The sequence below is a fragment of the Desulfocurvus thunnarius genome (genome assembly GCF_055390965.1).
This window is the reverse complement of record NZ_AP042411.1, coordinates 1,632,824-1,655,081: the sequence shown is the minus strand read 5'-3', so window position 1 is coordinate 1,655,081 and position 22,258 is coordinate 1,632,824. Positions and strand designations below refer to the sequence as shown.

Sequence of the window (22,258 nt, the reverse complement as noted above, 5' to 3'; positions counted from 1 at the left end):
GCCATGACCGCCCCCGCCCCCTACGTTCCCCTGACTGCCGAGACCATTGAGCGGCTGCGGGCCGCCCTGGGCCCGGACGCCGTGTCCACCGACGCCGACACCCTGGACGCCGCCTCGCGCGACGCCTCCACCGAGGTCCACCGTCCCGAGGCCGTGGTCCGCGCCGTCTCGGCCCGGCAGGTGGCCGACCTGCTGCGGCTGGCCGCCGGGTTGCGCTTCGCCGTGACCCCGCGCGGCGCGGGCACCGGGCTGGCCGCCGGGGCCCTGGCCGTGCACGGCGGCGTGGTGCTCGATCTTTCGGGCATGAACCGCATCCTTGCCGTGGACCCCGCCAACCTCCTGGCCGTGGTCGAGCCCGGGGTCGTCGTGGCCGAGCTGCGCCGCGCCGCCGCAGAACAGGGCATGTTCTACCCGCCGGACCCCGCCAGCCTGGACACCGCCACCCTGGGCGGCACCGCCGCCACCAACGCGGGCGGCCCGGCCTGCGTCAAATACGGCGTCACCCGCCACTACGTCCTGGGCCTGGAGGTCGTGCTGCCCTCGGGGGAGATCGTCACCGCCGGGGTCGCCACCCGCAAGGGCGTGGTCGGCTATGATCTGGCCCAGCTCCTGGTGGGCTCCGAAGGCACTCTGGGCGTCATCACCCGCCTGTGGCTGCGGCTGGTGCCCCTGCCCGAGGCCACCCGCGCCCGGGTGGCCGTTTTCCCCTCCCTGGGCGCGGCCATGAACACCGTGGCCGCCGTCATGGCCGCCGGGGTCACCCCCAGCGCCGTGGAGTTCCTGGACAGCCGGTGCCTGGCCCTGGTGGGCGACATGCTGCCCCTGAACCCGCCGCCGCCCCCGGGCGCGGCCCTGCTGCTGCTCGAAACCGACGGTTCGGCCGAGGCCGCCGGGCAGGACATGGAGCGCGTGGCCGCCGTGTGCGCCGCCCAGGGCGCCCTGCACCAGATTCCCGCCCCCGACGAGGAGCGCCGCGCCGCGCTGTGGAACGTCCGTCGCCAGGTTTCCCTGCGTATTCACGACGCCGCCCCCATTTATGTGCCCGAAGACGTGGTGCTGCCCCTGGCGCGCATCGCGGCCTTCGTCGAGGTGCTGCCCGGCCTGGAGCAGCGCCACGGGTTGACCATCTACGCCTTCGGCCATGCGGGCGACGGCAACATCCACATCAACATTTCGGCCCCCCTGGGCGTGGAAGACGCCGTGGAGGCCTGCATCACCGAGCTGCTGCGCCTCGTGGTCGCCATGGGCGGCACCATGAGCGGCGAGCACGGCATCGGCCGGGCCAAGCAGCGCTTCCTGCCCCTGGAACTGCCCCCGGCCTCCATGGCCCTGCAACGCGCCCTCAAGGACACCTTCGACCCCGGGCTGATCCTCAACCCCGGCAAGGTGTTCGCGTAGCGACGCGGGCGCGGGGAGTGCGCGAAGAGGCGGGAGGAGGCCCCTCTCCTTTTTCGGCGCGAAACGGGTCTTCCCCGTCTCCGCCGGACAGCAACGTCAACCGCAAGCGAGGTCATGATCATGGGTATGTCGTTCAGCCGCCGGGTGGGGCGGATTCGCATTTCGGAGACCAAGCTGATGCCGATGATCGCCGCCGAGGTCGGCGGGTGCGTGTCCCTGGGGCAGGGGGTGCCGTCCTTTGCCACGCCGGAGCACGTGACGGACGCGGTCTGCCGGGCGCTGCGCGAGGACCACGCGGCGGGCAAGTATTCGCTGCAACCGGGCATGCCCGCCCTGCGCGAGGCGGTGGCCGAGCTGCTCACGCGTGAAAAGGGCCTGCGCGTGGACCCGCGCGCCGAGGTCGCCATCACCGTGGGCGCCATGGAAGCGCTTTTGTGCGCAGTGCTCTCGCTGGTGGAGGAGGGCGACGAGGTGCTCATGCCCTCGCCCGCCTATGCCTCGCACGTGGAGCAGGTGCTGCTCGCGGGCGGGGTGCCGGTTCCGGTGCCCGCCGGGCCGGGCTGGGGGCTGGACGTGGCGGCCCTGGAGGCGGCGGTGACGCCGCGCACCCGGGCGATCCTGTTCAGCAACCCGTGCAACCCCACGGGGGCGGTTTTCGGGGAACGGGAGTTGCGCGGCCTGGCCGCCGTGGCCGTGCGGCATAATTTATACGTGATAACGGATGAAACCTACGACGCTTTGGTGTACGATGGGCCGATGCCGCCGAGCGTGGCCGCGCTGCCGGAGCTGGCCGGGCGCTGCGTGCTGGTGAACAGCTTTTCCAAGCGCTTTGCCCTGACGGGCTGGCGGGTGGGCTATGCCTGGGCCGACGCGCCGATCATGGCCCAGATGCTCAAGGTCCACGACTGCACGGCCATCTGCGCGCCCACGGTGGCCCAGCATGCGGCCCTGGCGTCGCTTCTGGGCCCGCAGGAGGTGTTCACGGCCATGCGCGAGGCGCTGGCGGCGCGCCGCGAGCTGGCCTGCGCCCGGCTGGACGCGCTGTCCGGGGCCGTGGAGTACGTGCGCCCGGCCGGGGCGTTCTACGTCATGGCCCGGATGCTCCGGACCGGCGAGCCCTCGCGGCAGGTGGCCGAGCGGCTTATCCGCGAGGCGCGGGTGATTACCATCCCGGGCTCGACCTTCGGGCTCGGCGGCGAGGGGCATCTGCGCCTGTCCTACGGGGCGGCGGAGCCGGAACTCGAGGAAGCTTTTGACCGTTTTTCACGTTGGGTGCTGGCCTAGATCCGGGCTCCGGGACTCACGACGCAAGGGGAGGACTGCCGTGCTCAGGATACTGATCGTGGACGACAGCGATTCGTTGCGTTTTCTGCTCAAGGCCTTTTTCAAGGGCGTGGGCGCCTGCGACGAGGCGGCGGACGGCGCCCAGGCCGTGGACAGGGTCCGGGCGAGCCTGGGCGGGGCGGGCTACGACGTGGTGTTCATGGACATCATGATGCCCGGAATGGACGGTCTGGAGGCCACGCGGCGCATCCGCGACCTCCTGGACGACGAGAACGTGGCCTACGAGGACCGGCCCCGGATCATCATGCTGACCTGCGTGAGCGATTCGGAATACATGGTGAAGGCCCAATACGAGTGCGGCGCCGACGCCTACGTGACCAAGCCTTTCGACCGGGCCATCCTCTTCGAGATGCTGGGCAACATGGGGCTTATGAGCACCCCGCTGGACGGCGAACCGTGATGCGCGAGCTTCTGGACCGGCATCCCGGAGTGCAGTTGCGCCAGCTCGGGGTCAGCGAGGCGGTGCTTTCCCAGCGGCCCCTGGCCGTGGCCACGGTGCTCGGCTCGTGCGTGGCGGTGACGTTCCATTGCCCGGCCACGGGGTGGGGCGCGGTGTTCCACGCGCTGATGCCCCTGTCGGGCGAGGATGTGGCGGCGAGCCGGGAATTCAAGTTCGTGGACGATTCCATCCGCCGCCTGACGCGGGCCCTTCTGCGCCAGGGGGTGCGCCGGTCGAACCTGGTGTGCAAGGTTTTCGGCGGGGCCAACGCCATGTTTGCCGAGCAGTTCGGGGTCGGGCGGCGCAACGTACTGGCGGCCTTCGAGACCCTGGCCGACGAACGGCTGCGCGTGGTCGCCTCGGACGTGGGCGGAGACAGGGGCCGCAAGCTGCTTTTCCTGACGCACACGGGCGAGGTCTTCGTCAAGCGCCTGAACGCCCAATGCCTTGCGGGCTAGCCGCGCGCAGGGCCTCCAGCACTCCTTCCAGCTCTTCCATGTTCACCGGCTTGGCCACGTAGGCGCACATGCCCGCCGCCAGGAAGCGGTCGCGGTCGCCCTCCATGGCGTGGGCGGTCATGGCCACCACGGGCAGGCCGGGGCGCAGCGCGTGGATGCGCGCAGTGGCCTCCAGGCCGTCCATCTCGGGCATCTGGATGTCCATGAGCACGCAGTCGAAGTCGCGCGCGCGCACGGCCTCCACGGCCTGGATCCCGGTGCGCGCGGTGTGCACGGTGTGGCCCTGCTTTTCGAGCAGCCGCTTGGCGGCCATGAGGTTCACGGCTTCGTCCTCGGTCAGCAGCAGGATCAGGGGCCGGGGCCGGGGTGCCTGGGCGGTTGCGGGCGCGGCGTCGGCCTGTTCGCCGGGCAGGTCGAAGGGCAGGCAGAAGTGCACGGCGGTGCCTTCGCCCGGGGCGCTGGCGATGGACAGGGTGCCGCCCAGCAGCGCCACCAGGCGCCTGACGATGCCCAGGCCCAGGCCGGTGCCCTTGTAGCGGCGGGTGTAGGCGCTGTCCACCTGGGTGAAGGCCTCGAAGATGGTGGACAGGTGCTCCTCGGGGATGCCGATGCCCGTGTCGTGCACGACGAACAGCAGCCGGGGGCGCCCGTGGGCGGAAGGCATGGCCGCGATTTCCAGGGCCACTTCGCCCTCGGGGCAGAACTTCACGGCGTTGCCGATCACGTTGAACAGGATCTGGCGCAGCCGGGCCTCGTCGCCCACCAGCACGGCGGGGGTGCCGGGGGCGGGGCGCACGGCCAGGGCGATGCCCTTGTCCTTGGCCTCGGGGCGGAAGTTGTCCATGACCAGGGTCACCGCGCGCAGGAGGTCGAAGGGTTCGTGGACCACGTCCAGGAACCCGGCGTCCAGGCGGGTGAAGTCGAGCACGTCGTTGATGACCGTGAGCAGGCTGCGACCCGTGGCCAGGGCGGTTTCCAGGTAGTCGCGCTGCTCGTCGTCCAGCTCGGTGGTCAGGGCCAGTTGGAGCATGCCGAAGATGCCGTTGAGCGGCGTGCGCAGTTCGTGGCTCATGTTGGCCAGGAACACGCCCTTGGAGCGTGCGGCGCGTTCGGCCTCCTCCTTGGCCTGGCGCAGGGCCTGCTCGGCGGCGCGTTCCTCGGTCACGTCGCGGGTCACGCCCTGGACGCGGGCCACGGTGCCGTCCGGGCCCAGGGCGGGCCGGGCCACGGCGTGGACCAGCCGGACCTCGCCGTCGGTGCGCACGATGCGGAATTCGTTTTCCAGCGTGCTGTTGGCGCGCACGGCCTCTTCCAGTTCCCGGTGGATGCGCTCGCGGTCCTCGGGGTGGACGATGGTGCGCAGGAAAACTTCGGGGCTGGGGGGCGGGGCTCCGGGGTCCAGGCCGTAGGTGGCGTATTCCGAGGCCGTCCAGGTCAGGACGCCTGAAGCCACGTCCAGTTCCCAGCCGCCCATGCCGCCCAGGCGCAGGGTTTCCTCCAGCAGGGTGCGGCTGTCGCGCAGGGCCGCGTCGGCCTGGCGCTGGGCGGTGATGTCGCGCCCGGAGCCCACGGTGCCGATGAGCGTGCCCTGGTCGTCGAACAGCGGCGACTTGACCACCTCCAGGCAGAGATAGGCGCCGCGCACGAGCCCCTCCTCCACGGAGCGGGTCGGCTGGCGGGCGGCCAGCACGGCCCGGTCGCTTTCCATGCAGCCCGGGCCGAAGGTGCAGGCCCGGCCCAGGGTCCGGTTGCGGACGGCGAAGTATTCGTCCGTGCGGCCCAACACCTCTTCGTCGTCGCAGCAGAGCAGCTTTTCGCGGAAGGCCCTGTTGGCGAAGATGAAGCGGCCTTCCAGGTCCTTGGCCCAGAGCAGGTCGGCCATGTTGTCGGCCATGGCCTCCACCAGGCGGCGGAAGTCCGTCAGGGCGGCCTGGGCCCGCAGGCGGGCGGAAATGTCCTGGAACATGACCATGTGGTGGCCCCGGTCGTCCACGGCGCGGACGTGGGACTCCACGGGCAGGGGCGGTGCGTTCTTGCGGTTGTATTCGCGCTGGTGGGAGATGGGGCGCCCGGTCTGGTGAGCCTTGTGGGCGACATCTTCCGGGGAAATGGTCGCCGTGCTGGCCGGGGTCAGGATGTCCCGAGCATGCATGCCCTGCATTTCGTCGCGGCCGTAGCCGAGCATTTCGCAAGCCAGGGAGTTGGCCTCGCGCACGACGCAGTCGGGGCCGACGAGGAAGATGCCCGCGGCCGAGTTCTCGAACAGGCTGCGGTACAGGGCTTCGTTTTCGCGCAGGGCGTCCGAGGCGTGGACCTGGGCCGTCACGTCCTGGAACATGACGGCCACGTGCCGGGGAGCGGTCTGGAAGGCGTGGATGTCGAAGAACATCGTCCGGCCCTCGGCGTGCTGTTCGTAGCGCGCAAGGCTCCAGGCGCCGCCGTCGCGGGCCAGGCGGATGTAGTGCTCCACGAGAATGCTGCCGACGGCGTAGGGAAAGGCCTGGTGCACCGGCAGGCCCACAAGCCGGGAGTTGTCGCGGTTCATGATGCGGCTGGACGCGGGGTTGGCGGCCAGCAGGACCAGGGTGTCGTCGGGCTCCAGGCGCAGCAGGTAGATGCCCAGGGGCGACCCGGCGAACAGGGCCTGGAAGCGGCCTTCGCTTTCGTGCAGGGCGGTGAGGGCCCGTTTGCGCTCGGTGATGTCCAACCCCACGCAATTCACGCCGATGATCCGCCCCTGGCCGTTGCGCACGGGCACGTTGGTCCAGCCCACGTCGAGGGTGCGGCCGTTGCGGGTCAGCAGCGCGGCCTCGTAGACGACGTACTCCCAGGCGTTTTCGCCGGTCATGGTCCGCTGGAAGGCGTCGCGCGCGGCGTCCTGGTTCTGGGGGGCGATGCAGGCGGACAGCCAGTCGCGGCCCAGGATGTCCGCGCCGGGCCGGCCGGTCAGGGTCAGGAGACAGTTGTTGGCGAAGATCAGCCGACCCCGGGCGTCCAGGGATGCGCCGATGAGCTGGACCTGTTCGAGCACCCGCCGGAAGCGGGACTCCGAGGGGTCCACGGTGCGTTCGCCGGGCAGGTCGCGCCAGGTGCACAGGATCAGGGTCGGGTCGGTGTCGGTTCCCGGCTCCATCCGGGCGTCCAGCATCACGGGCAGCAGCCTGCCGTCCTTGTGGCGCAGGGCAGTTTTCAGGCCGCGCGTCGTTCCGGTCAGGGTCCGGGCCAGGGCTTCGAGGCGCCGCGCAAGGCTGGGGCCGTTCTCCCGGGCCAGGAAATCGGTCACGGGGCGCCCCTGGGCCTCGGCGGGCGCCCAGCCCAGGGCCTGGGCTCCGGCGGCGTTGATTTCCATGACCCGCCCCGTGGTGTCCAGGACCATGCAGGGCAGGGGCGCCCCATGGAACAGGCGGCGGAAGCGGCTTTCGCTGGCGCCCAGCCGGTCCAGCTCCTCGCGCAGCCGGGCCGCCTCGTGACGCAGGGCGGTCAGTTCGTCGTGCAGGATTTCGTGGGGCGTGTGCCGTTCACCCATGGTCGTCCTTGTCCGTGGAGTGGGGGGTCGATTTTCAGTCGTCTTACAGGAAAGGGCGAAGAAGATGAAGGGGAGAAGAAAGGCTTTGCCGCAAGTCCGTTCCCCAAGGGTGGCGCGCCGGAAATGCCCGGGCGCACCGGCCTGCGCGGCCCCGGCTCTCCGGTCATTTCTTCGGCCCCTCTGGACCTTTCGTCCGCGCCTGGGGGAATGCGCACCGGTCGAGGCGATGCCGCCCGGGGCGGCATCCCGGCTGCGCCTGTAAGAGGCAATGCGCGGATACCGTCCGGATACGCACGCCGGAGCTTCGGGCCCGCCCCCTCCCGCATGGCCCCGGGGGCGCACGGTCCTCTGTGCGGAAAACGAGACTGAGTGTTCACTCGGCTTTTTGCGACCCCCTGGGGGAGTTGACCGCCCATAACAGCTTAACGTGCTGATGTTCAAAGAGATAATTTTTGCACAAAGTCTATTGACACAGGTCTGTCACCCCGGGTAAAGGAAAGGGAAAGAGACTGAGTGAGTACTCAGTTGTATGGGGAGCGACGATGACCAAGAAAGAGAAGATCCTCTTCGCGGCGCTGCGCCTTTTCGCCAACAAGGGCTTCGCCGACACGAGCACCGCCGAGCTGGCCAAGGCCACCGGCGTGGCCGAGAGCACCATCTTCTACCACTTCGGGAGCAAGGAAGACCTGCTGCTGGAGGTGCTGCGCGAGGTGCGCCGCGAGGTGCTGCGCCACTTCGAGGAGCACGAGCGCGTGCAGGCCTACGCCAGCGGGCTGGAAAAGGTCGAGGGCCTGCTCGGGTTCTACCTCTATCTTTCCGGCGTCATGGAGGATGCCTTCCTGCTCCTGCACCGCCACTACCCCTACATGCTGGCCCGCGAGAACGAGATCTGCCGCGAGCAGCTCGAAGCCATCTACAACTGCTTCATCGAGCTGTTCGAGCAGGCCGTGGCCCTGGGCCGGGCCGATGGTTCCGTGGCCGAGGTCCGCGAGCGCAAGGTGGCCATGATCCTGTTCACCATGGTGGACGGCCTGGCGCGGTTCAAGACCTACAACCTCTACGACGCGGGCGCGCTGTTCGACGAGATGGTCGCCTCGGCGCGCAAGATCCTGACCCAATCCCTTTCATCAAGGACGGACGTGTGATGCTCACCAGAATTTTTCCCTTCCTCGACTGGTTCCGGGGGTACGGGGCCGAGAAATTCAAGCTCGACGCCGTGGCCGGCGTCACCGTGGCCCTGGTGCTCATCCCCCAGAGCATGGCCTATGCCCAGTTGGCCGGATTGCCGCCCTACTACGGGCTGTACGCCTCCTTCCTGCCGCCCATGCTGGCCTCGTTGTTCGGCTCCAGCCGCCAGCTCGCCACCGGCCCGGTGGCCGTGGTTTCGCTCATGACCGCCGCGAGCCTGGAGCCCCTGGCCACCGCGGGCAGCGAGGGCTACATCGCCTACGCCGTGCTCCTGGCGCTGCTGGTCGGCGTGTTCCAGCTCGCCCTGGGCGTGCTGCGCCTGGGGCTGGTGGTCAACTTCCTGTCCCACCCGGTGGTCAACGGCTTCACCAACGCCGCGGCCCTGATCATCGCCTCCAGCCAGTTGTCCAAGATGTTCGGCGTGACCGTGGACAGCGCCGAGCACCACTACGAGACGATCATCCGCGTGGTCCAGGCCGCCGTGCACTACACCCACTGGCCCACACTGGCCCTGGGCGCCCTGGCCTTCGGGGTCATGTTCTTCCTGCGGCGGCTCAACCCGAGGATTCCCAACGTCCTGGTGGCCGTGGCGCTGACTACGGTCATCTCCTGGGTCGTGGGCTTCCAGCATGACGCCAGGGTGCCCCTGGACGCCGTGCGCAGCCCCGAGGCCCACCAGGCCGTGGAGACCTTCAACGAGGCCACCGTGCGCATCGCCGACCTTTCGGCCCGGCGCGCGGAGCTGTCCCTGGCCCTGGGCCAGGCCCGCGAGGCCCACGACTTCGACGCCGCCAACGACGCCGAACACGACCTGCTCAAGACCAACCACGACATCGAACTGGCCCGCGAGGTGGCCCACGAGCAGCGCGAGGCGCTGCGGGCCATGCTCTTCGCCGGCGTGGGCGAGGGCGACGCCCTGGAGCTTTTCCCCCTGGGCGAGGTGCCCGCCGGGGCCCGGGACGACGGCCGCACCTGGCGGCTCAAGGTCGGCAACAAGCCCCTGGACGTGGCCGGGCTGACGGCCATGGGCGGCGGCGCCGTGGTCGGCTCCATCCCCAAGGGCCTGCCCGCCCTGGCCGTGCCGAAGTTCGACCTGGGCATCGTGGCCCACCTGCTGTCCTACGCGGCGATCATCTCCCTGCTGGGCTTCATGGAAGCCATCTCCATCGCCAAGGCCATGGCCGCCAAGACCGGCCAGCGCCTGGACCCCAACCAGGAACTCATCGGCCAGGGGCTGGCCAACATCCTGGGCGCCCTGACCCGCAGCTACCCGACCTCGGGCTCGTTTTCGCGCTCGGCGGTGAACCTTCAGGCGGGCGCCGTCACCGGCCTGTCCAGCGTGTTCACCAGCGTCATGGTCGTGCTGGTGCTGCTGTTCTTCACCCCGCTGCTTTACCACCTGCCCCAGTCCGTGCTGGCGGCGGTGATCATGATGGCCGTCATCGGGCTCATCAACGCCTCGGGTTTCATCCACGCCTGGAAGGCCCAGCGCTACGACGGGATCATCTCGGTGATCTCCTTCGTGGCCACCCTGGCCTTCGCCCCGCACCTGGACAAGGGCATCATGGTCGGCGTGGTCCTGTCCCTGGGCGTGTTCCTGTACAAGAGCATGCGGCCCCGGGTCAGCTCCCTGGCCATGGCCGAGGACGCCGCCCTGCGCTGCGCCAAGGAATACTCGCTCATGGAATGCGCCTACGTGGACGTGGTCCGCTTCGACGGGCCGCTGTTCTTCGCCAACGCGAGCTTCCTGGAAGACCAGATCACCGAGCGCATGGCCCTGAAGCCGGACCTGCGCCATATCGTGCTCGTGGCCAGCGGCATCAACGACATGGACGCCTCGGGCGAGGAGACGCTGTCGCTGCTCATCGCCCGCTGCCGCCAGGGGGGGGTGGACGTGTCCCTGTCCGGCGTCAACGAGGCGGTGATGGAGGTGCTGCGGCGCACGCACCTTTTGGAGAAAATCGGCCAGGATCACCTTTTCGCCTCCACCGAGGGCGCCCTGCGCGCCGTGCACCAGAGCGCGCACGTCGGGGCCGACGAGAAGCGCTGCCCCCTGACCACCGTGTGCTACAACATCTAAGGAGACCCCAATGTCCGTCATCAGCATCATGAGCGGCACGTTCTGCGGCAAGGATGAGGTGGTCGAGAGCCTGCGGACCTCCACGGGCTACACGGTGGTCGGCGACGCGGCCATCATCGACAGCGCCCAGGCCCTGTCGGGCCTCTCGCGCGACAAGATCGCCCGGGCGCTCACGGCCCGGACCTCGGTCTTCAACAAGTTCAACCGCGAAAAGGAGCGCGCCGTGGCCTGGCTGCGGCTGGCCACGGCCCGGGCCCTGCAGGACGACGACCTGCTTCTGGACGGCTTTGCCGGCCTGCTGGTGCCCGGCGCCGTGACCCACGCCCTGCGCGTGTGCCTCATCGCCGACATCCGCCACCGCCTGGACGCCGCCCTGGCCCTGGGCGTGGTCGAGAAGGACGCCCTGCGGACCATCCGCCAGTCCGACGAGGACTGCGCCGCCTGGGTGGACGCCGTGTTCCAGAACAAGGACCCCTGGAGCGCCGGGCTGTACGACATTCTCATCCCCATGAACGACGTGGACCCCGCCGGGGCCGCCGGGCTGATCCTGGAGAACCTGGCCAAGGACGCCGTGCGCACCACCGACGCCTCGCGCCGGGCCGCGGAGGACTTCGCCCTGGCCGCGCGCGTGGGCGTGCATCTGGTGGGCGAGGGCCACGACGTGGCCGTGGACGCCAAGGGCGGCACGGTCATCCTGACCATCAACAAGAACGTCATGCTCCTGTCGCGCCTGGAAGAGGAACTGCGCGCCGAGGCCGCGCGCGTGCCGGGGGTCGGAGCAGTGGAGGTCCGCGTGGGCAGCGGGTTCTACCAGACCGACATCTACCGCAAGGTGGACTTCGAGATGCCGTCCAAGGTCCTGCTGGTGGACGACGAGCGCGAGTTCGTGCAGACCTTGTCCGAGCGGCTGTCCCTGCGCGACGTGGGCTCGCATGTGGTCTACGACGGCGAGTCGGCGCTGAACATGGTCGGCACCGACGAACCCGAGGTCATGATCCTGGACCTCAAGATGCCCGGCATCGACGGCATCGAAGTGCTGCGCCGCGTCAAGCGCGAGAGCCCCGGCATCGAGGTCATCATCCTCACCGGCCACGGCTCTGCCCAGGACCGCGACACCTGCATGAGCCTGGGGGCCTTTGCCTACCTGCAAAAGCCCGTGGACATCGAGGTGCTGAGCCGCACGCTGCACGAGGCCCACGAGAAGATCCGCAACCGGGCCCGCTAGGGCCCGCCCCGGAGCAGGAACGGCCATGCCGCTTCGTGACTTCATCGCACCGCGCTTCTGGCTGCACCCCCGGGATTCGGCCCCCGAGCGCAGCCTGTTCAACTACCGCCGCGCCTGGGCACTGGCCATCGTGCTCACGGGGCTCACGGCCCTGGTGCCGCTCACGGCCATGACGCTCATCGACTACCAGGTGACGCGCAGCGCCGTGGAGGCCGAGGTCCGGCTGCGCACCTCGCGCATCGTGTCCAACGCGCGGCGGGCGGTGTCCTTCTACCTGGAGGAGCGCGCCAGCGTGCTGTCCTTCGTGCTCCAGGACCGCAGCCCCGAGTCCCTGCACGACCCCAAGGTTCTGGGCGAACTGCTGCACAACCTCAAGCGCAGCCACGGCGGGTTCGTGGACCTGGGGCTCATCGACGCGAGCGGCGTGCAGCAGGCCTACGTCGGCCCCTACAACCTGCTGGGGCGCGACTACAGCGACCAGAAGTGGTTCGACCATGTGGCCGCCGAAGGCAGCTACGTGAGCGACGTGTTCCTGGGCTTCCGCAACGTGCCGCACCTGGTGGTGGCCGTGCGCCAGGTTCTGCCGGACGGCGGGTTCTTCGTGCTGCGCGCCACCCTGGACACCGACCGGTTCAACAACCTGGCCGGGCTGGACCTGCTGACGGGCGGCGATTCGTTCATCATCAACGCCGAGGGCGTGCTCCAGACGCCCTCGCGCCATCACGGCGCCGTGCTCGACGCCGTGGACCTGCCCGTGCCGCCCTACTCGGAGTATACCGAGATCATGGACCACGGCGAGGGCGACCGCGAGCAGACCATCGGCTACGCCTACGTGCCCAACTCCCCGTTCATTCTGATGGTGGTCAAGTCGCGTGACGAACTGATGGCTTCGTGGTACGACAACCGCTTCCAGATGGTCTGGCTGTTGGTGGCCAGCATCATGGTCATCCTGCTGGTGGTCACGGCGGTGGCGACCTTCCTGGTCAACCTCGTGTTCCAGGCCGACCGCAACCGCTTCGTGGCCCTGCACCACGCCGAGCACGCCAACAAGATGGCCTCCATCGGGCGGCTGGCCGCGGGCGTGGCCCACGAGATCAACAATCCCCTGGCGGTCATCGGCGAGAAGGCCGGGTTGCTCAAGGACCTGCTGACCTACCGCCGCGACGACCTCGACCCCGCCCGACTGCTGGGCCTGGCCGACGAAATCGCCCGCTCGGTGGAACGCTGCGGCAATATCACCAAACATCTGCTGGGCTTCGCGCGGCACATCAACGTCCGCGTGGAGCGCATCAACATGGGCGAGGTCATCGAGGAGGTGCTTTCCTTCCTGCGCAAGGAGGCCGAGTACCGCAGCGTGGACATCGCCGTGGACGTGGCCCCGGGGCTGCCGGAGTTCGAGTGCGACCGGGGCAAGTTGCAGCAGATCCTGCTGAACCTGGTGAACAACGCCTTCCAGGCCGTGGCGGACAACGGGCACGTGGGCATCGCCGCCGACAGCCCCGACCCCGGACGCCTGCGCATCCTGGTGCGCGACGACGGTTGCGGCATCCGCTCCGAGGATCAGAAGCGCATCTTCGAGCCCTTCTACTCCACCAAGCGCGGCACCGGGGGCACGGGCCTGGGCCTGTCCATCACCTACGGGCTGGTGCGCAAGCTCGGCGGGAACATCGAGGTCCAAAGCGAGATCGGCCGGGGCACGACCTTCACCATTACCCTGCCCGCCCGCTGCGGGCAGGAGGAAGAGGCATCATGCGAGTATTGCTAGTGGACGACGAGCACGAGCTGGTCTGCGCCCTGGCCGAGCGCCTGGGCTTCCGGGGCGTGCGGGCCGACTATGCCGTGTCCGCCGAACAGGCCCTGGAGCTGGCGCGGGCCACGGCCTACGACATCGCCGTGCTGGACGTGAAGATGCCCGGCATGGGCGGCCTGGAGCTGCACCAGAAGCTGCGCGAACTGCAACCGGACCTGCGCGCCGTGTTCCTCACCGGCCACGGCTCGGAGCTGGACTTCGCCGCCGGGGCCGCCCGGGGCGAGGCCTATCTGGTCAAGCCCGTGGGCATCGAGGTGCTGATGGAAACCTTCGCGCGCATCGTCGGGGCCGCGAACGGCCCGGGAGGGCAAAAGCCGTGAGCGCGGATCTGGATTGGCGGACCCTGGGGCCCACGGGACTCGAATACTTCGGGCGCATGTGCGCCGGGGTGTCCCACGAGTTGAAGAATTCCCTGGCCATGATCAACGAGAATGCGGGGCTGATGCAGGACCTGGCGGCCCTGGCCCAGCGCGGCCAGCCCCTGGACCCCGCGCGCCTGGCCCAGGGCATGGAGCGCATCGCCCGCCACGTGCAGGGCGCCAACGCCGTGCTGGGCGCCCTGAATTGTTTCGCCCATCTGCCCGACGTGCCCCGGCGGCCGGTGGAGCTGCGCGGCGAGGTGGCCCTGGCCCTGGCCCTGCACCGCCGTCAGGCCTCCCAGGCCCAGGTGGAGCTGGCCCTGGCCCCGGGCGGGGAGGTGTCCCTGTCCTCGCGGCCCTTCCTGCTGGCCCAGGCCCTGGATTTGTGCCTGCGCGCGGCCCTGGCCGCCGGGCCCGGGCGGGTGGAACTGGCCGTGGAGCAGGCGCCCGGCGGCGCGGTCGTGTCGTTTTCCGGAGCCGGAGCGCCCCTGGCCGCACCCGAGGGCCCCGAGGCGGGCGCCCTGCTGGCGGCCCTGGGCGCGCGCTGCACCGGGCAGGACGGCGCCTTGCGTCTGACACTGGCCCATTTGCCCGCAACATTTTGAGACTACATCCCAAAGGAGAGGCGCCATGAACAAGAAGGTGCTGCTTGTCGACGACGAGAAGGAATTCCTGGACGTTTTGTCCGAGCGCATGCAGGGCCGGGGGCTGGACGTGACCGCGTCCTCCGACCCCGGGCAGGCCCTGGAACTGGCCCGCACGGCCCCGGTGGACGTGATCGTCCTGGATCTCAAGATGCCCGGCATGGACGGCATCGAGTTCCTGCGGGCCATCAAGCAGGACCGTCCGGAGTTGCAGGTCATCCTGCTCACGGGCCATGCCTCGGTGGACAAGGGCATTCAGGCCGTGCGCCTGGGCGCCCTGGACGTACTGGAAAAGCCGGCCAATTTCGGCACGCTCATGGAGCGTATCGAACGGGCCAGCGCCAAGAAGCTGGTGCTGCTGGAGAAGCAGGACCAGGAGAAGATCCAGGAGATCATCACCCAGCGCGGCTGGTAGGCCGCCCCGGGAGAGGCCCTTTCGGCGGGGGCCCCGGCGCTGCCGGGGCCCCCGCTTGCGTCCGGTGCCCTGGGGGCCTGCCGGGCGCATTTCCCAGGTGACAGGATGCCCCGGGCGACTTACTTTGGACTCAAAGCCCCCGCGCCCGGACACGGGCCCGGGCTGCGCGGCGGGCGTCACCCCCCCCAGAGACGGAGGGAAGCATGAGAGAGATCAAGCGGATACTGTGCGCCGTGGACTTCTCGGACGCCACCGCCAAGGTGGCGGGCTGGGCGGCGGCCTTCGGGCGGCGGATCGGCGCCGAAGTGCTGCTGGTGCACGTGGTGCCCGACATGGGCCGCTACAGCGATTTCCAGGTTTCGGCGGGTTACATCACGGGCTTCGAGCGCGAGATCATCAACGGCGCCCGGGTGAACATGGAGGACTGCCTGAACTCCCTGGAAGGCCAGGAGGTCCAGGGCATGGTCATCATGGGCGATCCGGCGCGGGAGATTCTGACGGCCGTGGCCGAGCACAAGGCCGACATCGTGGTGGTCGGCACCCACGGCAACAAGGGCCTGGAGAGCATCGTCTTCGGCTCGGTGGCCGACCAGATCATCAAGACCTGCCCGGTCCCGGTGATCTCCGTGCGGCCTTACGCCAAGGCCTGATTCTCGACGGGCGGCGCGGTGACCCCCGGCGGCGCCGCGCTGTCGGCTTGTGCCCCCGGCGGCGTGCCCCGCGCCGTCGTGCGGCTCCCTCCCGCCGGGGGCACCGGCTCCCGGCGCCATGGCGGCGCCCAGACGGCGCACGGGCCGGGAGTGGCCGCGTCCCCGGTTCCCCCTTTTCCGCTGGAGAGTGCGCCCATGATCCTGTCCCCGAGCATTACCATCCCGGGCCTTGTGCGCATCAAGGGCGGCGCTTTGGAGCGCCTGGGGCTGTACCTGCGCCGGGGCGGGCATTTGCGGGTGGTGGTGGCGGCCAGCGCCGGGCTTCCGGCGGCCGTGGAGGCCGTCGCCCGGGAGGGGCTGGCCCGCGAGGGCGTGGAAATTCTCCAGTGGCTGGAAATCGCGGACAACGATTTCGAGGGCGTGGCGGGGCTGTTCGCCCGACTGCCCGGTGCGGCCCAGGCCCTGGTGGGCCTGGGCGGCGGCAAGGCCCTGGACGCGGCCAAATACCTCGCCTTCCTGGCCCGGCGCCCCTATTTCGCCGTGCCCACGGCGCTCAGCCACGACGGCTTTTGCAGCCCGCAGGCCAGCCTGACCATCGCCGGACGGCGGCGCTCCCTGGCCGCCGCGCTGCCCCACGGGATTGTGGTCGACGTGCAGGTCTGCCTGGGCGCGCCGCGCATCCTGTGGCTCTCCGGGGTGGGTGATCTGGTGTCCAAGCTGTCGGCGGTGTTCGACTGGAAGCTGGCCTTCCACCACCGGGGCGAGCCCGTGGAGGATCTGGCGGCGCTGCTTTCCGACGCCACGGTGCGCCAGTTCCTGGACAACCCGGCCTTCACGGTCCAGGGCCTGACCCATCTGGCCACCGCGCTGATGCTCAACGGCATCGCCATGGAAATTTGCGGTTCGTCGCGGCCCACCAGCGGCAGCGAGCATCTCATCTCCCACGCCCTGGACGCCCTCTGCGCCCGCCCGCGCCTGCATGGCCTGCAAGTCGGCCTGGCGACCTACGTCACCTGCCGCCTGCAAGGCCAGCAGGCCGACACCGTGGACCGGCTGTTCCAGGCCACCGGCTTCTGGGACGCCATCCGCGCCGACCCCTTCGTGCGCGAGGAGTGGCTGGCCGCCCTGGCCGCCGCCCCGGGCGTCAAGGACGACTTCTTCACCGTCCTGTCCACCCGCGACTGCCTGCCGGAATTCCAGGCCATGCTCGACCACGATCCGTGTCTTGCGGGGTGCTTCGTGTAGCTGCAATGAGCCGCCGGGCGGAGCCCGGCGCGGCCTCCCGGGGCGCCTTCAGGCAGGGGGCATCCTGACGGCTTGCGGAAATCCTTGCCGTCCGGGTGCCGTCCTGAAACGGAAAAAGGGTTGCGATTCGCATCGCAACCCTTTGAATTTTCTGGCGTCCCCAAGGGGATTTGAACCCCTGTTGCCGGCGTGAAAGGCCGGTGTCCTGGACCAGGCTAGACGATGGGGACAGGTGTTGGCTGGCTGGCGGACTAGGACTCGAACCTAGACTACTGGAGCCAGAATCCAGCGTCCTGCCAATTAGACGATCCGCCAGCGTTGGGAAGATGGGATTTACAGACTCGGACCGGGCCTGTCAACCCCGCTGGAAATCATTTTTTCCGCGCCTAGGCGTTGGCGTGGGCCAGCCGCCGGGTGCGCTTCTTCAGCGTGTTGATCTTGCGGCGCAGGATCTCGCGCTCCTTGCGGTTGGAGCTTTCGCCCTTCTTGGCGCGCAGGGCGCGGATGCTCTGCTTGATGGCGTGGATCTGGTCCTTGTAGGGCGTGCCCTCGACCACCTCGTCCTCAATGCCCAGGATTTCCTTGATGGCGGGCAGCAGCTCCTCCTTGGTCATGCCGGAGGCGCCGGTGATCATGGGAATCTTTTCCATGCACAGCTCGCGCAGTTCCTTCTGGGTCATCTTGTCCAGGGGCTTCTTGAGCGCAAGGCTTTCCAGGGTGAGTTCGTCGCTCATATGATCTCGTCCTCCTTGGGGGGTGTCGTCGTATCCGGCGCATCGGGCTCGAAGGAGCGCAGGTACGCCGCGTAGCACCTCGCCACCGGCGAGGCGGGGTCGAGCCGTCCGGCCAGGTCGCCCAGCCGTCCGGGTCGCCCCGGGCGCGGCAGCGCGCTTGGCTCGGGCGGCGCGATGCTGTCCAGCGAAACGTGGTCTCCTAACAGGTTCACCCGAACCTTGTCAAAGAAATTCATGCCCAGGAAGGCGTTGGCCTGCTCCAGCAGCGCCGGGGCGTACATGGTCAGCTCCTGGGCGACCATGTGATCCTCGGTGCCGAGCAGCAGCGTCGTGCCCCGGCGCCCCACGGGCCGGGCCAGGGCGGCAATGTCCGGCCCGACCACCTCCGGCCAGTGGCGCCACAGGCGCGAGAGGTGGTAGTGCGTCCCGTCGGGGTCGCTGCGGGACAGGAAGCGGTTGAACAGCGTGGCGAGTCGTTTCATGGCGGCACCAGGGGCACCGGAGCACATCCGCGCGCGGAACGCAAGCCCCGGCCCGCACCCGGGATGGTCCCCCTTGCATTCGTGCCGCCCAGGTTCTATCGTCGGACAATGAAAAACCGGTTTTTCCCCCTGCTGCTGGCCGTGGCGCTGCTGGCCTGCCACGCCGCGCCCGCCCCGGCCCGGCCGCTCCGCGAGGCGACCGTACTCTACTTCGAGCGCCCGCCGTACTACTTCACGAGCCAGGGCCAGCCCGGGGGCTTCCTGCTGGCCATCGCCCGCAACGCCTTCTCGGCCGCCGGGCTGGAGGTCGGCTACGAGTCCGCCCCGCCCAAGCGGATCATGGCCCGCATGCGCGAGGGCGGGAGGTTGTGCTCGGTGGGGTGGTTCAAGGTGCCCGAGCGCGAGGATTTCGCCCTGTTCTCCGTGCCCATCTACCGGGGCCAGCCGCTGGTGCTGGTGGCCGCGTGGCGCGACCGGGCGCGCCTGGAGGGCAAGGCGACCCTTGAGGAGGTTTTCGCCGAGCCCGGGCTGGTCTGGGGCGTTCCGGGCGGCTATGCCTACGGCGCGGTGATCGACGGGCTGCGCGCGCGCCTCGCGCCCCAGGTGGCCGATGCCCCGACGGCCCTGGACCAGATGCTGGCCATGCTCGCCGTCGGGCGCTTCGACTACCTGCTGCTGGCCCCCGAGGAATTGCCCCTGCTGGATCCCTCCGGCGAGATCGGCGAGGACCGGGAGCGGCCATGGCCCGGGCAAAACGGCGCGGAACGGCATGGGGACTTTCTCGTGCTGCCCCTGGCCGATCTGCCGGACGGCCCCGCCCGTCACATCATGTGCACCCCCGACGTGGGCCGGGAGTTCATGGAGCGCCTGGACCGGGGCATACTGTCCACGGTGGGCCCGCTGCGGCCCTGAGGGCTCCCCGGACCGGATATGCGGCAATGCAAGGCCGCCCCGGCTCTACAGGCCGGGGCGGCCTTTCCTTTTGCCCTTTCCCCTCGCTGCCCGCCGCTACGGTTCGGCCCTCTTCGCGCGACCCCGTCTTACACGTGTTACGGAAACATATTTTATACCCCAGCTTGTTTTACTTCGTCCATCGTATATCGTGCAAGGGTCGGAAAACCTCAATCCGGAGGAAAGACCATGAGGAGGTTTGACGGATTCCTGGTCGCGCTGGCGTTGTGCCTGGCGCTGCCCGCAGTGCTCTTGGCCTATGATGTGCCTGAAAAGATCCAAATCCAGCGGCCGGAGAAAAATGCGGCCCTGGCGCAATGGGTCGGACCGCAGGTGGAGTTCCCCCACGGTTTCCACGCGGTCTACAACGCCTGCCGCAAATGCCATCACAAGGAGTCGGACAAGGATCTGGGCAAGTTCCTGAGCTGCACCCAGTGCCACAGCAAGGACGACCCCAACGACAACACGGGGTTTTACCTGGCCTGGCACAACGACAGCACCCACAGTTGCCTGGGCTGCCACCGCAAGATCCGCCAGGGCGATACGGGTCAGATGCCGCCCCTGTCCTGCACCAACGGCTGCCACAAGAAGCAGTAAGGAGGCTCCCATGAGTTCAAGCGCACGCATCGCCGCCATGTTGATGGACCGCGAGCGGGGGGCCGGAGGCTTCTCGCGGCGGGAGTTTCTGAAATTCTGCGGGCTGGTCGCCGTGGCCATGGGCATGGAGGCGTCCATGGCTCCCGCCGTGGCCCGGGCCCTGGAAAGCAAGCGCCGGCCCTCGGTGATCTACATGCACGGCGCGGAATGCACGGGCTGCACCGAAGCCCTGCTGCGCGCCGCGGACCCCTTCGTGGACGTGCTGATCATGGAGGTCATCTCCATGGACTACTGCGAGACCATCATGGCCGCCGCCGGGGAGGCCTCGCACAAGGCCCTGGAAACGGCCATGAAGAATCCCGACGGCTACGTCTGCGCCATCGAGGGCGCCATCCCCACCCGCGACGGCGGGCTGTACGGCCAGGTGGGCGGGGAGACCATGCTCTCGCTGTTCTCGCGCGTGGCCGCCGGGGCCAAGGCCGTCATCGCCATGGGCACCTGCGCCAGCTTCGGCGGCATCCAGGCCGCCGCGCCCAACCCCTCGGGGGCCAAGGGCGTGGGCGAGGCCCTGGCCGCCGTGGGCGTCGCGCCCATCAACATCGCGGGCTGCCCGCCCAACCCCATCAACTTCATCGGCACGGTGGTCCACCTGCTGACCAAGGGCATGCCCGACCTGGACAGCTCGCGGCGGCCCAAAATGTTCTACGGCCGCACGGTCCACGACATGTGCGAGCGCCGCAAGCACTTCGACAAGGGCGAGTTCGCCCCGAGCTTCTCGTCGGACGAGGCCCGCGAGGGCTGGTGCCTGCACAAGCTCGGCTGCCGCGGGCCCTGGACCTACAACAACTGCCCCACGGCGCTGTTCAACCAGACCAACTGGCCCGTGCGCGCTGGCGGCCCGTGCATCGGATGCAGCGAGCCTGACTTCTGGGACCAGTTGGCCCCGTTCTCCACCGACATCCGCGAGAAGAAGCGCGCATAAGGAGGCCCAGCCATGGCAACGCCGACCAAGAAATTCACCGGCCCCATCACCGTCGATCCCGTGACGCGCATCGAGGGGCACCTGAAGATCCGCGTGGACGTGCAGGACGGGGTCATCTCCAAGGCCTTTTCCAGCACCCAGCTTTTTCGGGGCCTGGAGCAGATCGTTCAGGGCCGCCCGCCCCAGGATGTCCACAACTACGTGCAGCGCGCCTGCGGCGTCTGCACCACCACCCATTCGCTGACCAGCATCCGCGCCGTGGAGGACGCCATCGGCCTGACTCCGCCCCCGGCCGCCCAGCTCATTCGCCACCTCATCCTGGCCTCGCTCATCGTCCATGACCATCTGGTCCACTTCTACCACCTGCACTCCCTGGACTTCTTCGACATGGCCGACGCCTTGAAGGCCGACCCCGTGGCGGCCGCCAAGCTCCAGGCCGAACTGGCGGGCAAGGAAACCGACCCAGGGGAGTACTTCATCGCCCAGACGCGGCTGCGCAAGTTCGTGGAGGGCGGCCAGCTCGGCTGGCTGACCAACGCCTACTTCCTGGGCGGCCACCCGGCCTACCGCCTCTCCCCCGAGGAGAACATGGTCATGGCCGTGAACTACCTGACGGCCCTGCGCGTCCAGCTCAAGCTGGCCCGGGGCATGGCCGTGTTCTGCGGCAAGAACCCGCATTCCCAGACCATGCAGGTCGGCGGGGTGACCTGTTACGACAGCCTGCGCCCCGAGCGGCTGGCCGAGTTCCGCGCGCTCTACGAGGAGTGCCGCGAGTTCATCAACACCCACTTCAAGGGCGACCTCTTCCTGCTCGGGCGGCGCTACCCCGAAGTGGCCCGCTACGGCGCCGTGTCCAACTACTTCGCCTTCGACGAATTCCCCGACCCCGAGACGGGCAAGAACTTCTTCTTCCCCTCGGGCGTGTTGTGGAACCGCGACTTCAAGCGGGTCGAAAACCTGGATACCGACGAGATCAAGGAGCATGTGAGCCATAGCTGGTATGAGCCGGGGCCGGAGCGCCACCCTTACGAGGGCGTTACCGCGCCGAGCTACACGGGCTACGACGAGGACGGGAAGTATTCCTGGTCCAAGGCGCCGCGCTACAAGGGCGAGGCCATGGAATGCGGCCCCCTGGCCCGGCGGGCCCTGGCCTACGCCCGAGGCGAGAAGGACACCGTGCAGCGCCTGGACGAATGGCTCGCCGCCTCCAAGCTCAAGCCCGAGAACCTGTTCTCGACCCTGGGCCGCACGGCCTGCCGCATGGTGGAAAGCGTGCAACTGGTGAACCGGATGCAGGGCTGGCTGGACGACCTGGAGGCCCGGACCAGGGCGGGCAAGGTCGAGATTTACAAGGAATGGACCATGCCCGACAAGGCCCGGGGCGTGGGCTTTTGCGCCGTGACCCGGGGCGCCCTGTCGCACTGGATCAACATCGAGGGCGGCACCACGGCCAACTATCAGATGGTCGTGCCCAGCACGTGGAACCTGGGCCCGCGCTGCGCGGCGGGCAAGGCCTCGCCCGTGGAGGAATCCCTGACGGGCAACCCGGTGGAAGATTCCGAGCGCCCGGTGGAAATCCTGCGCACGGTGCATTCCTTCGACCCGTGCATCGCCTGTTCGGTCCACGTCCTGCGGCCCGGCGGCGGGGAGCGGGTGTTCAAGGTGCTTTAACCCCGGCGGAACACCGCTGGCCGCTCAAAAACAAAAGCCCCGGCGCGCGCCGGGGCTTTT

20 protein-coding genes and 2 tRNA genes are annotated in these 22,258 nt (G+C 69.1%); 17 read left to right on the top strand and 5 right to left on the bottom strand.

Annotation, left to right across the window (positions count from 1 at the left end):
* Positions 1-3: 3 nt before the first annotated feature.
* The 4 genes from ACZ5KV_RS07125 (at position 4) to ACZ5KV_RS07110 (ending at position 3,639) form a co-directional block, all read left to right on the top strand.
* The gene (locus ACZ5KV_RS07125; RefSeq protein WP_464241647.1) at positions 4-1,398 is read left to right on the top strand and encodes an FAD-binding oxidoreductase; all 1,395 of its coding nucleotides are present in this window, start codon (positions 4-6) and stop codon (positions 1,396-1,398) included.
* Positions 1,399-1,518: 120 nt separating this feature from the next.
* Positions 1,519-2,682, top strand: coding sequence for a pyridoxal phosphate-dependent aminotransferase (locus tag ACZ5KV_RS07120; RefSeq protein ID WP_464241646.1), 1,164 nt, complete (start codon positions 1,519-1,521; stop codon positions 2,680-2,682).
* Between the two features lie 40 nt (positions 2,683-2,722).
* Positions 2,723-3,142 carry a response regulator gene (locus tag ACZ5KV_RS07115; protein ID WP_464241645.1) on the top strand — a complete coding sequence of 140 codons (420 nt, stop codon included), beginning with the start codon at positions 2,723-2,725 and terminating at the stop codon, positions 3,140-3,142.
* The gene (locus ACZ5KV_RS07110) at positions 3,142-3,639 is read left to right on the top strand and encodes a chemotaxis protein CheD (protein WP_464241819.1); all 498 of its coding nucleotides are present in this window, start codon (positions 3,142-3,144) and stop codon (positions 3,637-3,639) included. Before ACZ5KV_RS07115 ends, ACZ5KV_RS07110 begins: the two co-directional genes overlap by 1 nt.
* Here the strand turns inward: ACZ5KV_RS07110 and ACZ5KV_RS07105 are convergent.
* Positions 3,605-7,165, bottom strand: coding sequence for a PAS domain S-box protein (locus ACZ5KV_RS07105; RefSeq protein WP_464241644.1), 3,561 nt, complete (start codon positions 7,163-7,165; stop codon positions 3,605-3,607). The genes ACZ5KV_RS07110 and ACZ5KV_RS07105 overlap by 35 nt on opposite strands.
* Positions 7,166-7,707: 542 nt before the next feature.
* On the opposite strand from ACZ5KV_RS07105, the gene ACZ5KV_RS07100 reads away from it, so the two are divergent.
* From ACZ5KV_RS07100 to ACZ5KV_RS07060, 9 genes are all read left to right on the top strand, one after another.
* Positions 7,708-8,310, top strand: coding sequence for a TetR/AcrR family transcriptional regulator (locus ACZ5KV_RS07100; protein WP_464241643.1), 603 nt, complete (start codon positions 7,708-7,710; stop codon positions 8,308-8,310).
* Entirely contained in the window at positions 8,310-10,433 is a 2,124-nt protein-coding gene (locus ACZ5KV_RS07095; protein ID WP_464241642.1) for a SulP family inorganic anion transporter, read from the top strand. The genes ACZ5KV_RS07100 and ACZ5KV_RS07095 overlap by 1 nt, the downstream gene beginning before the upstream one ends.
* 10 nt (positions 10,434-10,443) lie before the next feature.
* Positions 10,444-11,658 carry a response regulator gene (locus ACZ5KV_RS07090; protein WP_464241641.1) on the top strand — a complete coding sequence of 405 codons (1,215 nt, stop codon included), beginning with the start codon at positions 10,444-10,446 and terminating at the stop codon, positions 11,656-11,658.
* A gap of 25 nt (positions 11,659-11,683) precedes the next feature.
* The gene (locus ACZ5KV_RS07085) at positions 11,684-13,423 is read left to right on the top strand and encodes a sensor histidine kinase (RefSeq protein ID WP_464241640.1); all 1,740 of its coding nucleotides are present in this window, start codon (positions 11,684-11,686) and stop codon (positions 13,421-13,423) included.
* Positions 13,408-13,788, top strand: a complete 381-nt coding sequence (locus ACZ5KV_RS07080) for a response regulator (protein ID WP_464241639.1) — start codon at positions 13,408-13,410, stop codon at positions 13,786-13,788. Before ACZ5KV_RS07085 ends, ACZ5KV_RS07080 begins: the two co-directional genes overlap by 16 nt.
* Positions 13,785-14,432 (top strand): sensor histidine kinase, encoded by a 648-nt coding sequence (locus ACZ5KV_RS07075; RefSeq protein ID WP_464241638.1) that lies wholly within the window; start codon positions 13,785-13,787, stop codon positions 14,430-14,432. The genes ACZ5KV_RS07080 and ACZ5KV_RS07075 overlap by 4 nt, the downstream gene beginning before the upstream one ends.
* 25 nt (positions 14,433-14,457) lie before the next feature.
* Positions 14,458-14,886 carry a response regulator gene (locus ACZ5KV_RS07070; RefSeq protein ID WP_464241637.1) on the top strand — a complete coding sequence of 143 codons (429 nt, stop codon included), beginning with the start codon at positions 14,458-14,460 and terminating at the stop codon, positions 14,884-14,886.
* A gap of 203 nt (positions 14,887-15,089) precedes the next feature.
* Positions 15,090-15,536, top strand: coding sequence for a universal stress protein (locus tag ACZ5KV_RS07065; RefSeq protein WP_464241636.1), 447 nt, complete (start codon positions 15,090-15,092; stop codon positions 15,534-15,536).
* A gap of 195 nt (positions 15,537-15,731) precedes the next feature.
* The gene (locus ACZ5KV_RS07060; RefSeq protein ID WP_464241635.1) at positions 15,732-16,781 is read left to right on the top strand and encodes an iron-containing alcohol dehydrogenase family protein; all 1,050 of its coding nucleotides are present in this window, start codon (positions 15,732-15,734) and stop codon (positions 16,779-16,781) included.
* Between the two features lie 152 nt (positions 16,782-16,933).
* Here ACZ5KV_RS07060 and ACZ5KV_RS07055 read toward each other — a convergent pair.
* From ACZ5KV_RS07055 to ACZ5KV_RS07040, 4 genes are all read right to left on the bottom strand, one after another.
* Positions 16,934-17,011: transfer RNA gene (locus tag ACZ5KV_RS07055), tRNA-Glu, on the bottom strand.
* Positions 17,012-17,021: 10 nt separating this feature from the next.
* Positions 17,022-17,096: transfer RNA gene (locus tag ACZ5KV_RS07050), tRNA-Gln, on the bottom strand.
* A gap of 71 nt (positions 17,097-17,167) precedes the next feature.
* Positions 17,168-17,515: a hypothetical protein gene (locus ACZ5KV_RS07045; RefSeq protein WP_464241634.1), complete on the bottom strand. Its 348-nt coding sequence runs from the start codon at positions 17,513-17,515 to the stop codon at positions 17,168-17,170.
* Positions 17,512-17,997, bottom strand: a complete 486-nt coding sequence (locus tag ACZ5KV_RS07040) for a DciA family protein (protein WP_464241633.1) — start codon at positions 17,995-17,997, stop codon at positions 17,512-17,514. The genes ACZ5KV_RS07045 and ACZ5KV_RS07040 overlap by 4 nt, the downstream gene beginning before the upstream one ends.
* A 108-nt stretch (positions 17,998-18,105) precedes the next feature.
* Between ACZ5KV_RS07040 and ACZ5KV_RS07035 the strand changes: the two genes are divergently transcribed.
* The 4 genes from ACZ5KV_RS07035 to ACZ5KV_RS07020 all read left to right on the top strand — a co-directional run bounded on the left by ACZ5KV_RS07035 (position 18,106) and on the right by ACZ5KV_RS07020 (position 22,198).
* Positions 18,106-18,909, top strand: coding sequence for a substrate-binding periplasmic protein (locus ACZ5KV_RS07035; protein WP_464241632.1), 804 nt, complete (start codon positions 18,106-18,108; stop codon positions 18,907-18,909).
* A gap of 228 nt (positions 18,910-19,137) precedes the next feature.
* The gene (locus ACZ5KV_RS07030) at positions 19,138-19,545 is read left to right on the top strand and encodes a cytochrome c3 family protein (RefSeq protein ID WP_464241631.1); all 408 of its coding nucleotides are present in this window, start codon (positions 19,138-19,140) and stop codon (positions 19,543-19,545) included.
* Between the two features lie 10 nt (positions 19,546-19,555).
* Complete coding sequence (locus tag ACZ5KV_RS07025) at positions 19,556-20,527, top strand: hydrogenase small subunit (protein ID WP_464241630.1); 972 nt, start codon at positions 19,556-19,558, stop codon at positions 20,525-20,527.
* A gap of 12 nt (positions 20,528-20,539) precedes the next feature.
* On the top strand, positions 20,540-22,198 hold the full coding sequence (locus ACZ5KV_RS07020) for a nickel-dependent hydrogenase large subunit (RefSeq protein ID WP_464241629.1): 1,659 nt from the start codon (positions 20,540-20,542) through the stop codon (positions 22,196-22,198).
* The last annotated feature ends 60 nt before the right edge of the window (positions 22,199-22,258 follow it).